At 62.8% G+C, this 15,637-nt stretch carries 15 protein-coding genes and 1 tRNA gene; 5 read left to right on the top strand and 11 right to left on the bottom strand.

From position 1 onward, the window contains the following. Positions 1-54 precede the first annotated feature (54 nt). Positions 55-131: transfer RNA gene (locus LSG43_RS15415), tRNA-Arg, on the top strand. 18 nt (positions 132-149) lie between these two features. On the opposite strand, the gene LSG43_RS15410 is transcribed toward LSG43_RS15415, so the two are convergent. Next, a complete protein-coding gene (locus tag LSG43_RS15410; protein ID WP_231805825.1) occupies positions 150-995 on the bottom strand; it encodes a DUF4232 domain-containing protein in 846 nt (281 codons plus the stop codon). Next, positions 992-1,354 (bottom strand): lysozyme inhibitor LprI family protein, encoded by a 363-nt coding sequence (locus tag LSG43_RS15405; protein WP_231805823.1) that lies wholly within the window; start codon positions 1,352-1,354, stop codon positions 992-994. The genes LSG43_RS15410 and LSG43_RS15405 overlap by 4 nt, the downstream gene beginning before the upstream one ends. Positions 1,355-1,627: 273 nt before the next feature. Between LSG43_RS15405 and LSG43_RS15400 the strand changes: the two genes are divergently transcribed. Together LSG43_RS15400 and LSG43_RS15395 are read left to right on the top strand one after the other, a co-directional pair. After that, positions 1,628-2,434: a thermonuclease family protein gene (locus tag LSG43_RS15400; RefSeq protein ID WP_231805821.1), complete on the top strand. Its 807-nt coding sequence runs from the start codon at positions 1,628-1,630 to the stop codon at positions 2,432-2,434. Further along, complete coding sequence (locus tag LSG43_RS15395) at positions 2,431-3,906, top strand: M48 family metalloprotease (RefSeq protein ID WP_231805819.1); 1,476 nt, start codon at positions 2,431-2,433, stop codon at positions 3,904-3,906. Before LSG43_RS15400 ends, LSG43_RS15395 begins: the two co-directional genes overlap by 4 nt. 88 nt (positions 3,907-3,994) lie before the next feature. On the opposite strand, the gene LSG43_RS15390 is transcribed toward LSG43_RS15395, so the two are convergent. From LSG43_RS15390 to LSG43_RS15365, 6 genes are all read right to left on the bottom strand, one after another. After that, complete coding sequence (locus LSG43_RS15390) at positions 3,995-4,558, bottom strand: CarD family transcriptional regulator (RefSeq protein WP_231805817.1); 564 nt, start codon at positions 4,556-4,558, stop codon at positions 3,995-3,997. Between the two features lie 356 nt (positions 4,559-4,914). Further along, on the bottom strand, positions 4,915-5,253 hold the full coding sequence (gene fdxA / locus LSG43_RS15385; protein ID WP_231805815.1) for a ferredoxin FdxA: 339 nt from the start codon (positions 5,251-5,253) through the stop codon (positions 4,915-4,917). Positions 5,254-5,431: 178 nt separating this feature from the next. Next, positions 5,432-5,764 (bottom strand): RNA-binding S4 domain-containing protein, encoded by a 333-nt coding sequence (locus tag LSG43_RS15380; RefSeq protein WP_231805813.1) that lies wholly within the window; start codon positions 5,762-5,764, stop codon positions 5,432-5,434. Continuing rightward, positions 5,761-8,592 carry a helicase-related protein gene (locus tag LSG43_RS15375; protein ID WP_231805811.1) on the bottom strand — a complete coding sequence of 944 codons (2,832 nt, stop codon included), beginning with the start codon at positions 8,590-8,592 and terminating at the stop codon, positions 5,761-5,763. Before LSG43_RS15375 ends, LSG43_RS15380 begins: the two co-directional genes overlap by 4 nt. Before the next feature lie 450 nt (positions 8,593-9,042). Beyond that, the gene (locus LSG43_RS15370) at positions 9,043-9,471 is read right to left on the bottom strand and encodes a DUF2267 domain-containing protein (protein WP_231805809.1); all 429 of its coding nucleotides are present in this window, start codon (positions 9,469-9,471) and stop codon (positions 9,043-9,045) included. A gap of 18 nt (positions 9,472-9,489) precedes the next feature. Then, on the bottom strand, positions 9,490-10,278 hold the full coding sequence (locus tag LSG43_RS15365; protein ID WP_231805807.1) for a DUF3108 domain-containing protein: 789 nt from the start codon (positions 10,276-10,278) through the stop codon (positions 9,490-9,492). A gap of 244 nt (positions 10,279-10,522) precedes the next feature. On the opposite strand from LSG43_RS15365, the gene rpmB reads away from it, so the two are divergent. Then, complete coding sequence (rpmB, locus tag LSG43_RS15360; protein ID WP_231805805.1) at positions 10,523-10,807, top strand: 50S ribosomal protein L28; 285 nt, start codon at positions 10,523-10,525, stop codon at positions 10,805-10,807. 186 nt (positions 10,808-10,993) lie between these two features. Further along, positions 10,994-11,629: a VUT family protein gene (locus LSG43_RS15355; RefSeq protein ID WP_231805803.1), complete on the top strand. Its 636-nt coding sequence runs from the start codon at positions 10,994-10,996 to the stop codon at positions 11,627-11,629. 33 nt (positions 11,630-11,662) lie between these two features. Here LSG43_RS15355 and LSG43_RS15350 read toward each other — a convergent pair whose 3' ends face one another. The 3 genes from LSG43_RS15350 to cobT are packed head-to-tail and all read right to left on the bottom strand — an operon-like array spanning position 11,663 to position 15,583. After that, complete coding sequence (locus LSG43_RS15350) at positions 11,663-12,700, bottom strand: M42 family metallopeptidase (RefSeq protein ID WP_231805801.1); 1,038 nt, start codon at positions 12,698-12,700, stop codon at positions 11,663-11,665. A gap of 25 nt (positions 12,701-12,725) precedes the next feature. Then, on the bottom strand, positions 12,726-13,709 hold the full coding sequence (locus LSG43_RS15345; RefSeq protein ID WP_231805799.1) for an esterase-like activity of phytase family protein: 984 nt from the start codon (positions 13,707-13,709) through the stop codon (positions 12,726-12,728). Then, positions 13,700-15,583, bottom strand: a complete 1,884-nt coding sequence (gene cobT, locus LSG43_RS15340) for a cobaltochelatase subunit CobT (RefSeq protein ID WP_231805797.1) — start codon at positions 15,581-15,583, stop codon at positions 13,700-13,702. The genes LSG43_RS15345 and cobT overlap by 10 nt, the downstream gene beginning before the upstream one ends. Positions 15,584-15,637 lie beyond the last annotated feature (54 nt).

Below are 15,637 nucleotides of genomic sequence, written 5' to 3'. Positions count from 1 at the left end.
CGAAGCGGCCAGGGGTTGTCGTCTGAGGCCGCTTGAGGCAATGGTTTCCCTCGTGGTCCCGTAGCTCAGCAGGATAGAGCATCAGATTCCTAATCTGAGGGTCACTGGTTCGAATCCAGTCGGGATCACCATCACTTCGTCATTCGCATCTAGTAGATCGACGCTTCGAGCATCGAGCGCATGCCGATGGGCGAGACGGTAACGGCATCGCAGGTGGCGGCGGGCAGATCCAGCGAGGTCATGGCGTCGGACGATAGCGGCGGAGCAACCGCGACGGTGAAGCCCGGGGCGCCCGAGGCCGGATCGCAGCCAGAGGAGGCCGAGATGGCGAACCAGGCCTGGGGGTTGGCCGCAGAGAGCGTCACCGGCAGAGGCGGGCCGGAAAACTCGAAATAGTTCCCGGTGCCGGAATAGACCGGTACGGTCCATTGGAGCGCGCCGTTTGAATCGGTAACGGTTATCGCCGGATAGCCCAAGAGGCGGCAGGATGACGCGCCGGTATAGGTGAAGAGATAGGCCTGCGTCGATTTGGACATTCCGGCATCGCCAAGACCGCTGTCGGCGACGGTCAGCTCGGCGCTCGTACAGGCGGGCGTGTCAGCGTCATAGTGCGCCGCGAGGTCCGCGATGTCGGTCAGCCGTTGGGCAAGCGTCGTTTCGATGCAGCGCGTGCGCGCTTCGCTCTCCGTGGGGCAGGTGCTAACGAATTGGGGAAAGGCCTGCTGGTGAGCGGTAAAGGCCGACTGCCAGGCATCGGGAAGCTCGACGGTGAGCGCGTCGCCTTTTGAGTGGATCTCCCTAACTGTTTCGATCCAGTCGGGATTTGCGCAAATCAATTGCGCGTAGGAAGGATGATCCGTCGCGTTAGAGTTGGTCGAGCTGCAATCGGGCACGAGCGGTGTCGTATCCTGTGAAAGGGCCGGGAGGCCGGTGAGGCTGACGAAAACCAGGGCGGCCGGCCCCAAAAGGTGGCGAAGTGCGCTCTTCTCGCTCATTTGACGGTCAGGGACGATTTGGCGAGATCCGTGAGGGCCTCGATGCGGTTCTGATAGGCGTTGGTAAGGCAGGCGACGGCTCCGCCACAGGGGTTGCGGGTGCTGTCGATCCAATTGCCCTGGCCGGCCGTGAGGTTCTCGGCGAACGATGAGCCCGCCGGGGCGATCGTTTCGAGCAGTGTATAGTAAGCCGCCATGCGGATATCGAGCGCGCCCAATTGCGGGGTGTTGCAGATCGCCCACTCGGTATCGGTCCGGGCTTTGGTGCAATCGAAGCTCGCGACCTGGGCAACGGCCGGTCCGGTGACGAGAGTACCGGCGACCACCAGTGCATAAAGGCCGGCCTGGGCAGCGTGCATCTTTCTCTCCGGTGCTTGCGGCGGTCGATCTGTTGTAACGCGCATTGCCCCGTCGGGCCAAATCGTTCGGGTCGCACTGCGCGCGTCGCGGCGGAAACTGCCGACTATGCTTTCTCAAATATAAATCGGCGCGATTGCGTGTCGTCCATGTGACTGCAGGGATGATTTTTGCCGTAATTGAGTGCACAGTAGGCGCGGCTGCGTCGTTTTGAGGGCGGCGGGCCGGGAAGAATAACCGCGCGCCTTATGCTTACGAGGGATAGAGGCCAGTATTTGCTCAATCGGTTGCTTGTGACAGTTCTTGGCCTCTCCACACTTTGGACACTGCCCGCGCACGCGCAGGTTTGCGCCGCGCTGACGGTCGGGCCGAGCGCGCGCGTGGTTTCGATCTCCGACGGGGATACTGTGGACCTCGACACGGGGCTTACAGTCAGGCTGGTAGGCATGCAGGCGCCCAAGCTGCCGCTCGGGCGCGAAGGGTTTGAGGCCTGGCCGTTGGGCGACGAGGCGAAAGCGGCGCTTTCCGCTCTCGTTCTGCACCAGGAGGTGACGCTCTATTATGGCGGGGAAACCCGCGATCGGCACGGGCGCGCGTTGGCGCATGTCTTCGTTTCCGGCGAAGACGGGCCGATATGGGTGCAGGCCGAAATGCTCGAACGCGGGCTGGCGCGGGTCTACTCTTTCCCGGATAACCGGAGCTGCCTGGCCGAGCTCTATGCCGCCGAACGGTCCGGCCGCGCCGAGGGGCTCGGGATCTGGCGGGACGCATACTACGCCTTGCGGGACGCGACCGACGTCACCACCTTACTCGATCGAGTGGGCGGCTATGAGCTCGTCGAGGGGCGGGTGCTCAATGCCGACAAGGTCGGCGACCGCGTCTATCTCAACTTCGGGCGCTACTGGAAGGAAGACTTCACCGTTGTGATCGATGCGGCCGGATTGCGTGTTTTCCAATTGGCGGGTATCGATCCGCTGGCGCTGGAGGGGCGGCTCATCCGCGTGCGGGGTTGGATCGAAAGCCATGACGGGCCGCGGATGGAAGTGACCCATCCCGAGCAGATCGAGATTTTGGGCGTATGATGAACGGGCTTCCAATATCCCGGCGGCAGTTCCTTCTGGGGGGCACGGCCCTGTTCACCGTGGCGCTTTCAGGCTGTGTGGGCCTTTTGAATAATTCCGATATCGCGACCCGCCAAACCTCGGGCGCCGCGCCGGCGGTGCCCGCGGGGACAGATCCGGATGACACCGTCATCGGCTTGCGCGAGCATCCGCGCATCATAGCCAATTACGGCGGCGTCTACGAATATCGCAAGACCGAGGTGATGCTCGCGCGCATGGTCTCGCGGCTGCTTGCGGCCGCAGGTCAGCCCGATACGCAGTTCACTGTCACCATTTTAGATTCGTCCGAAGTGAACGCATTCGCACTGCCCGGCGGATTTATCTACGTAACCCGCGGAATTCTCGCGCTGGCGAACGACATGAGCGAGCTGGCCGCTGTCATCGCACACGAGATCGCACACGTCATTTTGCGGCACGCGCGGGCGCGATCGAACCGGGTAAGGACCTCCGAGATCGTCGACCGCGTCGTGACCAGTATTCTGGGCGGGGTAATCGACCCCAACGCAACCGCCCAGCGTTCGGCGGAATCGCTTGCGGCGTTCTCCCAGCGCCAGGAACTCGAAGCTGACCAAGAAGGCATCAAGATCGCCGCGCGCGCCGGATACGATCCGCACGCGGCGGCGCGCTTCCTCACCGCCATGGGCCGGTTCGCGCAATTTGTCGCTACACCGGGGATGGGTGACGATTTCCTCTCTTCGCATCCCTCGACGCCCGACCGCATCCAGCGGGCCGTAGAAGCCGCGCGCGAGTATGGCGCGCCGGGCACCGGAACGACAGATCGCGAGGGGTATCTGCGGGCGATCGAGGGCATGGATTTCGGGGACAATACCCGCCAAGGCGCGATCGTCGGAAAGCGTTACGTCAATCCGGCGCGCGAGATCACCTTCGAAGTCCCTCGCGCCTATGAGCTGCAGATCTCCAATGCGGCGGTCGTCGCGGTCGCCGGCGATGGCGCAGCGCTTCGGTTCGACAGCGCTTCGGTGCAACCCGGGGTATCGCTTGCCGATTATCTGCGTTCAGGCTGGATCGCCGGGCTGATGCCCGAAACCGTGACGACGCAAACGCTCAACGGCATCGAGATGGCCTCGGGCCGGGCGCAGACCGATCAGTGGTATTTCCACGTTACGGTGGCCCGGATCGGCGAGGACGTCTACCGCTTCATCTTCGCGGGCAAGGAAGACACAGAGGCCTTCCGGCGGGATGCAGAAAACACCATCGCGAGCTTCCGGCGTACGCGCGCGAGCGATCTTTCGTCGATCCGCAAGGTCAAGCTCGAGCTTGTCACGGCGCGCTCGGGCGATACTGCGGATTCCCTGGCCCGGCGGATGAGCACGCTCAACCGCGGACGCGAGCTGTTTCTGGTGCTCAACAACCTGCTGCCCGGAGATCCGGTCGAGGCCGGGGCCTCCTACAAGGTTGTCGAGGTGGTTTAAGGTTGTTCCGGAGCCAGTCGGTGCAGGCCGAAAGCAAAAAAGGCCGGTCATTCGACCGGCCTTTTGTCGTTTTGTCCTGCCGCAGCACTTACGCGGCGGCTTCCTCGGCATCCGCTTCGTCGCTCTTGGCGACGCGGCGCGGGCTTTTGTTGAGGCTCTTGGTGATGAGCTTGACCGCTTCGGTCAGCGTGACCTTGTTGACCGCCGCAATCTCGCGGCTCATGCGGTCCATGGCCTGTTCAAAGAGCTGGCGCTCGGAATAGGATTGTTCGGGCTGGTCCTCGGAGCGGTACAGGTCGCGCACGACTTCCGAGATCGCGTTCAAATCGCCCGAATTGATCTTGGCCTCGTATTCCTGGGCGCGGCGGCTCCACATGGTGCGTTTGACGCGCGCACGGCCGGCGACGGTTTCCAGCGCCTTGGCGACCGCGTCGGGTTCGGCGAGCTTGCGCATGCCGACGGACTTGATCTTGGCAACGGGCACGCGCAGCGTCAGTTTGTCCTGCTCGAAGGAAATGACAAAAAGCTCGAGGGACAGGCCCGCGACTTCCTGCTCTTCGATCGATTGGATCAGGCCGACACCATGCGCAGGATAGACGATGTATTCACCGGTCTTGAATCCCGCGCGCTGCGTGATCTTTTTAGTTGCCATGCTGGGCTACTCCTGTTGACGCCTTGATGGCCGCTTTCCGCTGAGGGGTGCGCACCATAGTTCTTACGCGATCGGCCTCTTTCGGGGGCCGTTTCAGTCGTAAGTCACCTCGGCCCGGCTCCGATTTTCCGGTCCGTTGAGACACTTCGCTCGTCTGTCACAAAAAAATGCCCCTCGGGGCACACGGGTTCGACAAAAGTAGGCTCACAACTGATTGTGGACACAATACCACAGTTTCGTGACAAAATCAAAAGTCGTGATTCACGATCAGGAATCACTTCGGCCTAGTGCGACTAGGCCGAATCGAACCGCTTGTCATGTTGTGTCGGTGGCCCCCGATTTCAAGGGCCATCAGATCAATCGCCTTCTCCGGGGGCCTCGGAGAAGTATTTCTCGAACTTGCCCTCGACGCCGTCGAATTCCTTGGCATCGGGCGGCTCGGGTTTTTTCTCCGTGATATTGGGCCAGGATTCCGAATATTTGGCGTTAACCTCGAGCCAATGATCGAGCCCGCCTTCGGTATCGGGCTTGATGGCCTCGGCGGGGCATTCTGGTTCGCACACTCCGCAGTCGATGCACTCGTCCGGGTGGATCACCAGCATATTCTCGCCTTCGTAGAAACAGTCCACCGGACAGACCTCGACGCAGTCTGTGTATTTGCATTTGATGCAATTGTCGGTGACGACATAGGTCATAATGGGACGTCCTGGTGAGCTGGCGTTATGGCGTGAGGGCCGAGCAGACCGGTTGCTAAACGGTTTTGCGGGCTACATCAAGACCGCTTTATGCCAAGATTGCCGCGGCAAAACGATAAGCTTTGCGGGGCAACGCGGCGTGAGCAGCATCAGTTTCTCAAGAGCGCAAATTTGTCGCTCACTCGTCGTGTTCCGGCGCCGGCGAGGGCTTCCAGGCTGGGACGTCGAGGCGCCTGGGTGCTTCGGGAGAAAGGTCTTCGTAAAGCAGGGTCGCGTCACGCGCCGGCCCTCGTCTCTCTCCGATGCCGAGGATCTTGAGGACACGCAAACGCTCGTGCAGCACGAAAGTCAGCCCGTCTCCGATCGCGACGCGGGTATTGGCATCTTTCACGCGTTGCCCGTTGACCCGAACGACACCACTTTCGATCAGTCTTTGCGCGAGCGTGCGTGATTTCACCACCCGAGCGTGCCAGAGCCATTTGTCCAGCCGCTGGCGGGTGGTGTCCGTCATGACTTCTTGAGCGCGGCGAGCGCGGCAAACGGCGAGTCCGGGTCGATCGGCTTTTCGGCGCGCGGTCTGTTGGGCCGGCTGCCCTTGGGCTTGTCGTCGGATTCGCGGTGTTTGGGGTTGGCCTTCTTGCCCTTAAACGCCTTGTTCTGTGGCCGTGCATCATCCTCAGTCCGCTTGTTGCGCGCGGCGCGGTTGCGGTCGGGACGCCGGCCCGCGGGGAACCAGACCTCGTCGAACTCGGGTTCGGCCGGTTCCGTGCTTTCTGCCGGCTCCGCCGCTTCGACGGGCGCAGCCGTTTCTGTCCCGACAGTTCCCGGTTCAGCATTGGCGGGCATTTCGGCCGCCTCGGGTGCCGTGGCGTCCGATTCCGCCGGTGTCTCGGCCTTCGGCTTGGGCGTGCGGCGGACCTTGTAGCCCAGCGACTTGAGCACCGAAGCGAAATCTTCGCCCGCGCAGCCCAGCAGCGAGGTCATCTCGACCGTGACACGGAAACCGTTGGCCTCGGCAGCGCCCTCGGGCGGCGGGGTGTCGGACGGGCGGTTCGCGTCGTGTGCGATGAGCGGGCGGATGATATCGGCGAGGCGTTCGAGGATGTCGACGCGCACGATCCGGTCGCCTGCGACCTTGAATCCGGCGATTTCGTATAGCCGCGCATCGAAGCTCGTATCGATCGGGAACGAGGTGCGGCCCGAAAGGATGATATGGGGCAGCTCTGCGATGCCAGGCTGGCGCACGCCGCCATTCTTGAGCCCCCACAGGACAAGCGCAAGCTCGCGCGGGGCCGGCTTCAGTGTCATGGGAAGGTAGATGTGGTGGGCACCGAACTTGACGCCCATCTTGCGCATCTTGCCGCGTACATCCTGGTCGAGCCCGCGTACATCGTCGGCCACCTGGGCGCGCGGAATGAGTCCGAGGTTTTCCGAGAGCTGGAACGCGATGCCGCGCGCGGTACCTTCCAGTTCCGCCGGGTCGGAGAGCGCGACGATCTGTTCGAGCTGGGTGTTGATATGATGGCGCAGCCAGAGGGAGAGCCGGTCCTCGACCTTTTCAAGGTCCGCACCCGAAAGTGCCTCGTCGGCGAGGATGATGACGCGGGGCGCAAGGAGCGTCGGACCCTCGGCCAGCTCGGCGACCACCTCGCCGCGCCAGCGGATGACGCCGTCGGTGGTCAGAACAAATTCCTCATTGGGCGCCCCCGCGAGCCGGTCGGCGCGTTTGGCGATTTCCGGCGCGACGACTGTATGCGCAGCGGCACGCAGATTTTTCGAATCGGCTTCCCCATCGAGGCGCGAGAGCGTGAACCGGAACCCTTCGATCGTGCCGATCACGTGACCTTCGATCGTGAGTTCGCCCGTTTCGGTAATTTGTGGTGATACCATATGCTTGTCTCTGAGATGACGCATCAACACGCTGGTCCGCCGGTCGACGAAACGCTGGATCAGCCTTTCGTGCAGAGCGTCGGAGAGAGCGTCCTCAATTCCCTTGGTTGTTTCGCGCCAGTGTGCGGGGTCTTCCAGCCAGTTTTTTCTATTCGAGATGAACGTCCATGTCCGGATCTGGCGGATACGGTTGGACAGGGTATCGATGTCCCCGTGCGTATTGTCGCAGAACCGGACCTGCTCGGCAATCCAGTCGGCGTCGATCTTGCCGCTCAAAACGAGGTCTGAATAGATGCGCGCGATGATTTCGCCGTGCGCCGCGGGAGAAATATCGCGATAGTCCGGAATCTGGCTGCATTCCCAGGCAAGCCGAACACGTTCTTCTGTGGTAGCCAGTTGCGCCGCCTCGCGGCGCATCAGATGCTCGAGCGCCTTCTGGTCGATGGCAACGGGCACGCGGGTAAGGCTCGCATGCTCGGGCACGGCTTCCAGGCTGTGGTGCAGATCGGCAAGGGAGGTAAAATCGAGCGCGGTGTTGCGCCATTGGAGTTGTTTGACCGGCTCGAATTCATGGGCTTCGAGCCGTTCGACGACCTCGTCGGAGAAGGGCTCCGTGCCCCCGGTGATCCCGAAAGTCCCGTCGCGCATATGCCGGCCGGCACGGCCGGCGATCTGGCCGATTTCGGCGGGGGTCAAAGGGCGGAACTGGCGGCCGTCGTATTTCGAATCGGCGGCAAAGGCGACGTGGGTGACGTCGAGGTTTAGTCCCATGCCGATGGCGTCCGTGGCTACGAGAAAATCCACGTCGCCGTTCTGGAACAGCGCCACCTGGGCGTTACGCGTGCGCGGGGAAAGCGCGCCCATCACCACCGCGGCACCCCCGCGCTCGCGGCGCAGAAGCTCGGCAATCGCATAGACGTCGTTGGAGGAGAAGGCCACAATGGCCGAGCGCCGCGGCAGCCGCGAGATTTTCTTGGACCCCGCATAGGTCAGTTGCGAAAACCGCGGGCGGTATTGGATGTCCGCGTGCGGCAGCAGCCGCCGAAGAACCGGCTCCATCGTCTGCGCGCCCAGGAGCAGCGTTTCCGCTCGGCCGCGGCGGTTGAGTATCCGGTCGGTGAACACGTGCCCACGGTCGAAATCTGTCGCCGTCTGAACCTCGTCCACAGCGAGGAAATCGACCTCGAGTTCGGCCGGCATGGCTTCGACGGTGGCAACCCAGTAGCGGGCATTCTTGGGGACGATCCGTTCCTCGCCGGTCACCAGTGCGACTTCCGATTCGCCGGCGCGCTCGGTGAGGCGCGAATAGACTTCACGCGCCAGAAGCCGCAGCGGCAGGCCGATCAATCCACTGCGGTGCGCCAGCATCCGCTCGATCGCGTAGTGTGTCTTGCCGGTGTTGGTCGGTCCCAGAACCGCCTTTACCGTTTGGGATGGGGAATGGAACATCGCCTAGGCGCGGTGGTTGCGGAAGGGGCCGTCAGTCTCGTGTCGAAAGTGGTGTATCGAATTGGGAATAGCAAGGGCCAAACGGTAGCCTACTTTAACTTATCGAACGAAAAAAGAACAAACGAGAACCGAATCGGCATTTCCGGCCGAATCTGTGTTTGTTCCCTACAGCATCTTGTATGGGGCAGGCGGACGTTCCCACAAGTGACGCCGCGTGCGTGTCGCGGAAGCGAAAACGGGTCGGTTTTCCCCCAAATCCGTTCACCTTCGTTAGCAAATGGTAAATTCGGACGGAATCGGGTCAGGTGCTAACGGCGCGTGAACGCCAAAAAAATCAATGACTTGATCGAGGGAAACCCAATTGGTCCCAATTGCCGGGCATGTCCGGCGCGGATTTAAACGAAAAAAGTTTTGACCGTTCCGTATTGGGACAGGCCGACTCGGGCGGAGCTAGTCGATGACGACCGTCCAGAACGCGTGCGCCTCGGGCGGCAGTTCGGATAGCGTGCGCTCGAACGCCCTGGGCTCCGCGATCTGGCGCAGAGCCCAGGCAACGTCGGAGATGACCGTATCGGGCGCGAAATTGTGGTGTTGGCGGACGCTCTGGATTTCGAGCGTCAAGGATTGCCTGTCGGCCCAGGCCCGGCGTGGCGCCGCGATATCCCAGTCGGCGACGAAGATGGCGCGGAGCACAGCGGGAAGCGCATTGGCGAATTTCAGCCCATTCTGCGGCTCGAGGCGGGCACGAAAGACCCGGAAAACGCCATCGGTGCAGGTATAGGCAACGGCGCTCGAATGCGTCGCCAGCCGGCCCCTGAGCGCGTCGAGATAGGTGCGGAATTGTTCGGACGCGTAGGAATATTCTGCGGGTACGCCCATAGGCTTCCCTTATCGTTCCTATTCGATATCGACCAGCACCATCGAGAGATCGCCGAAGCTTGTGCCCATCAACACACGGTAGGGGATGAAGACGTCAGAGCCCTCGAGCGGCATATACCAGGTCATCATGCGGGTCGAATCGGCAAGGTAGTTGGTGATCTCGGAACTGGCGAAATGGCCCGAGATCGGTATGTAGCGCATGGTGCACAGTACTACCGGCCCCTGGTATCCCGTGCGCGTCGACGTCGCATCCTGGGTGTCGGCGTAGCTGAGTGCCATGTCGAAGCGTTCGATGCCGGTGAAGATATTGAGCCTGCGGTTGCAGAGCGAGGCGTCGAGCGCCGGGCCGCGCAGGATGAACGCTGCGAGGGGGTCGTTGACGTTTGTGCGGTGGCTTCCTTCAACCGGGATGCGGTCGGGGTTGTCGGCCAGAGGTGGGGAGACGATGCCGTTAGAGGCGTTGCCGCCCGAATAATAGGTCTCGAGCGAGAAGCGTTCGCCCTGGCTTCGGGTCTCGAGGTAGAATCGGTTCGAGGCCAGTCCCCAAGGCGTGACCTGGCCGCCCGAGTTGACCGAACCCGAGCCCTCGGCAACAACCTGGGCGAGGCCGGCGACGTCGGCGGACAGGTCGAGCTGGTAGCTGGTGCTTTCGATATCGAGCCTGACATTCAAATAAGCGACGTTGATACCGCCGAGACTTACAACGTAGCGCGCCAGTGCTTGGGCCTGCTGAGCGGAAGCCGGCCCGGCGAGCCCGAGCGTCATGAGGCCGGCGGCAAGAAGGGAAGGTAGGGAGAACACTCTCACACGCGCACTCTTGAACTTTCGAATTGGTCGGGTGACGGCCAATTGCCGGCGGGCGAATCAGGTTCCGATCACGTTGCCCGCTCGATTGTGCGGTGTCCAGCGTCCAAAGCTGCAAAACCAGCAGAGTCGCTTGACGGGTGCGGCGCGTTTCTTTATATCCCCGCCAAACTTTCCGTTTGTACCCAGACTGGTCGACTGGGGCTTATGCCCCGGTCCCGGTCTTTGATTGACAGGACAAAGCAAAATGGCACGGCGCTGTGAACTGACCGGCAAGGGCGTGATGACCGGCAACAATGTGAGCCACGCGCTCAACCGCACCCGCCGCCGCTTTCTGCCCAACCTGTGCGATGTGACGCTGATTTCCGAAGCGCTCGACCGTCAGGTCAAGCTGCGCGTCTCGGCGTCCGCTCTGCGCACGGTCGAGCATCGCGGCGGTCTCGACGCATTTCTCATGAAAGCCAAGGACGACGAGCTTTCGACGCGCGCACTCGGCCTCAAGAAGGAAATTCGTCAGGCTCTGGCCTCCTGAGCCTTTGGTCATGACGAATTGATCCGGCTTTTTCGCGCCGCGCGTTGACATCCAATGCGCGGCGTTTGGTTTATCCCGTCGACCGACAGAATGGGCGGGAGGCTGCACCGGTCATTTGCCGGGGCGCGGCCAGAGAAAACATCCGGCGGTCATATTGCCGCTCTGGGTAAGAAAGGACCTCGCGTCATGAGCACGCGTTTCGTTCTGGCCATCGCAGCGATGGCCTTCGTCGTCACGGCCTCCAATTATTTCGTCCAGTTTCCGGTCCAGGCGCAGCTCGGGCCGATCAATCTTGCGGACCTTCTGACCTGGGGCGCGTTCACCTATCCCATCGCGTTTCTCGTCAACGATCTCACCAACCGGCATTTCGGGCCGGAAAAGGCGCGGATTGTGGTTCTCGTGGGCTTCGTAATTGCGGTTGCAATGAGCATGCTGCTCGCCAGTCCGCGGATTGCGGTCGCCTCGGGCACGGCGTTCCTCATCGCCCAGACGCTCGATATCGTCATCTTCCACCGTCTGCGCCAAGGCCGCTGGTGGCAGGCGCCGCTGATCTCGTCGACGATCGGATCGGCGATCGACACGCTCTTCTTCTTCGGTGTCGCGTTCGCGGGCACCTTTGCTTTCCTCGATACCGGGCTTGGCCGGGAGGACGCCTCGCTCGCTTTCCCCGTGCCGTTCCTCTCGGTCGGCGGCGACGTGCCGCTCTGGGTCTCCCTGGCGGCCGGTGACTTCGTCGTCAAGATGCTCGTCGCCCTCGCGCTGCTCGTTCCCTATAAGGTCCTGCGCGGCTGGATCCCCGACAGGGTCGTAATCGCGAGCTAGAAAAAAGGGCGCCTCCGGGGCGCCCTCTCTGGTTCAATGCTTTTCGAGATAGGCGACGAGAATGTCGAGCGCCGCTTGCAGGTCGGTCTTGTCGATCATCTCGGTGACCGTGTGGATGTAGCGCGTGCCCACAACGATTCCGACGGCCCTGGCACCCGCCGCAGCCTGCTGCGCGGCGGCTCCGTCCTGACCTCCGCGCGCGAGGATGGTGCGCTGGTAGGGGATCTTCTTTTCGATCGCCAGATCCTCGATCTCCTCGACGAGCGCTATATCGGCGATGAAAGAGGAATCCTTGATGTGGAGGCCGAAACCTTTGCCTTGCATGTTGACCGCTTCGCTATCGGGCACGCCGGGGGTATCGCAGGCAAGCGAGGTGTCGATGCCGAAACCGATGTCGGGCTTGATGGCATAGGATGCGGTGCGGGCACCGCGCAGGCCGACTTCCTCCTGGGCGGTGAAGGCGACGTGGATTTCGCAATCGTGTTTGCCGCCGTTTTCGACGAGCTTGCGGACGACCTCGATGCCGAGCCAGCATGCGATGCGGTTGTCGAGCGCTTTTGAAACGATCTTCTCGCCCATTTCGATGAGCGGCTCATCCATCACGATGAAGTCGCCGACCTTGACCTTGTTCTGGGTCTCCTTGCCCAACCCGATATCGACGAAGAAATCCTTGGGCTCGGGGATCTTCTTGCGCTCGTCGGCGCTCGAAATATGGATCGGGCGGCCGCCCGGGTTCATGACACCCTTATACTCGCCATCGCGGGTGACGACGAGGACACGGCGCGAAAAGAGGTTGCGCGCATCGAACCCGCCGACCGGATCGATGTGGATGTAGCCCTTCTCCGAAACGTGGGTGACGAGAAAGGCGATCTCGTCCATGTGGCACAGGAGCATGACCTTTTCGGGGTTTTCGCCCTTGCCGTTGCGCTTGCACAGGAGCGACCCCAGGGCATCGGTCTTGACCTCGTCGAAGAGGCCTTCGATTTCCTTTTCGATGAGCGCGCGGACCTTGTGCTCGCGGCCCGGCGCGCCGGGTGTCTCGCAAAGCGCGCGCAAGAGATCGATGTTCATGGAGTTCTCCTTGGGGGTGGGGAAGTCAGCGCAGGGCGAATTCGTAAAGCAACGTTCTTTGGAAGCTATTGAAATTGTCATCGGAGACAATGGCAAGGCGTGTTTCTCCGCTGGCATGCCGATAGACGGCCAATCCCTCGAAATTGTCCACGTCGCGTCCGGACGCTTGGAAAAGGATATCGCCGTCCATGACGGCCCCGGCGTGTACATCCTCTGCCGAGATGCGGCGGATGCGGGTGGTGAAGCTGAGCATGAAGAGACCGCGTTCGAGTACCAGCAGGTCGCCGTCGGGCAGGAAGGCACAACTGGTGGGATGGAGGTCGCCGGTGCGGCTCAAGGCGAGGTCTCCCCGATCCTCGACACCCAACAGCGTCGCCGCCCAGCCCGAGCCGTTGGCCGCGCCCTCGGTGAGGATGAGCGTCGACCCGGCGATGGGGGACGCGGGTGGGGCGATGCAGAGCGCTTCGATCGTCTCGTTACCGCGCAACTGGCTCAGCCAGCCGGGGATTGCGACGGATCGGGCAGGGGGCACGGGGCGGTTTGCGGAAAGCGTATAGTCTAGGACCCGGGTGATGCGCTCGAAGCCGACGCGGATGGCTGCCGGGGCGTCATCGCGCATAATGACATCGAGCGCCTCGGCGTCTTTTTCGCGCCAACCATAGGGACGTTCGCCGGCGCTGTCGGTCACGGTCGTGATCTCGACCGCGCTCAGGCCGGAGAGGATGCTTTCTGCGTCGTAATCGAATTGTCCCGAAAGAAGCCAGCCGCTGTCGATGACGGCGACGAAGCGCGTGCCGTTGAAAATGCCGATATCCGAGATGCCGCCGAAATCCTCGGCGGTGCTGTCGAGTTCGAGCCCGCCCCGGAAGACCAGACTGTCGACGGGTTCACCGACGCGTGCACCCTGGAAGGTTGCGATGCGCTGGGCGTCCACGGTGATGGGTTCGGCGCATGCCGGGGCTGCGGCGAGCAGGGCGAATGCGGCGAGGGCCGGGGCTCTCAGCGCCATCGCCTGCGCGCTTCGCCGGGGGCTTCCTCATCGAACAGCGCGGCGAGATTGTCCGTCATCGCACCGGCGAGCTCGTCCGCATCCAGAATGGTGACGGCGCGGCGGTAGTAGCGCGTCACGTCGTGGCCGATGCCGATGGCGACGAGTTGGATGGGCGAGCGGGTCTCGATCTCCTCGATCACCGAACGCAGGTGCGCTTCGAGGTAATTACCCGGATTGACGCTCTGGGTGGAGTCGTCGACCGGGGCGCCGTCGGAGATCACCATCATGATGCGGCGGTTTTCCGGGCGGCCAAGCAGACGCTTGTGGGCCCATTGCAAGGCCTCGCCGTCGATGTTCTCCTTCAGGAGCCCCTCGCGCATCATCAGCCCGAGGTTGCGCTTGGCGTGCCGCCATGGCTCGTCGGCGCTCTTATAGATGATGTGCCGGATATCGTTGACGCGGCCCGGGTTGGGCGGTCGTCCGGCATCGAGCCACGCCTCGCGCGATTTGCCGCCCTTCCAGGCGCGGGTGGTGAAGCCGAGGATCTCGACCTTCACGCCACAGCGCTCGAGCGTGCGCGCGAGAATATCCCCGCAGATCGCCGCGATGGTGATCGGCCGACCGCGCATCGAGCCGGAGTTGTCGATCAGCAGGGTCACCACGGTGTCGCGGAATTCGGTATCGCGTTCTTCCTTGAACGAGAGTGCCTGCAGCGGATCGGTCACAACGCGGGTCAGGCGCGCTGTGTCGAGGATGCCTTCTTCGAGATCGAAATCCCAGCCGCGGTTCTGCTGCGCCATCAGGCGGCGTTGGAGCTTGTTGGCGAGCCGCGCCACGGCACCGGCGAGGTGCTCGAGCTGCTTGTCGAGCAATTGCCGGAGCTGGTCGAGCTCTTCGGTGGGACAGAGTTCGGCGGCGGAAACGATCTCGTCGAACTTGTTGGTGAAGATCTTGTAGGTCGGCTCGTTGGACAGCCGGTGCTCGCCGTCCCCCTGGGGCGGCGGGGCGGGGGTATCCTCGCTGGCCTGGGCGGCCTCTTCGTCGCCCTCAGCCATGTCGGCTTCCATGCCCTCGACGTCGCCGGCTTCCTCGTGCTCGCCGGGCGCCTCTTCGGTGCCTTCCATTTCGGCGCCGTCGGATTCACCCTCTTGCTGGTCTTCGTCGCCGTTGACGGCCTGGTTGTTCTGCGCGTCCGCGTCGCCGCCGTCGCTCTCGTCGGGCTCCTGCTGATCGAGTTCGGCATCCGAGATCAGATCAAGGTCGCGCAGAATGGTGCGGGCGGCGCGGGAGAATTCGGTCTGATTGTCGAGATGCTGCGCGAGCGCGTCCAGTGACGTCCCCGTGCGCGTCTCCACTTCCTCGCGCCAGAGATTGACGATCTCGCGTCCGGAGGGCGGCACGTCGATCCCGGCGAGCTTTTCGCGCAACATCAGGCCCAGCGCTTCGGCGAGGGGGGCGTCATCGAGTTCGGTCACATTGGCATAGTTGGCGCGGAACAGCCGGTCCTCGAGCATTTCAGCAAGGTTCGCGCCCATGCCGGCCATGCGCTTGGCGCCCAAAGACTCCACGCGGGCCTGCTCAAGCGCATCGAAAACAGCGCGGGCATCAGGGTCCTGCGGCGCCATCTTGCGGTGGCAGGCCGGGTCGTGGCTCGCCAGCCGCATCGCCATGGCATCGCCCTGCCCGCGTGCGATCGCGATGTCGCGCGTCGTCGGGAGACGCGGTAGCGCCGCTAGCCGGGCCTTGTCCGACGTCAGGATCGCCCGGTCGGCGGTAAAGCTCACCTCAAGCTCGGGCTTGCCCGCAATCGTCCGCACGGTCGCGCCCACGGCGGATTTGAACACCAGGGTCGGATCGGGTTTATTGGCTTTCGGGCGCGGTGGCGTGGCCATGGGCAATCATCCGGCACGGCCCGGATGGTTGGGGGCCGTGCATAGAAATGAAGG

This window comes from Pelagibacterium xiamenense, from assembly GCF_021166475.1.
In the GTDB taxonomy this organism is placed as follows: domain Bacteria; phylum Pseudomonadota; class Alphaproteobacteria; order Rhizobiales; family Devosiaceae; genus Pelagibacterium; species Pelagibacterium xiamenense.
Note: the sequence above shows the minus strand (reverse complement) of the source record. Positions and strands in the feature narration are given on the sequence as shown.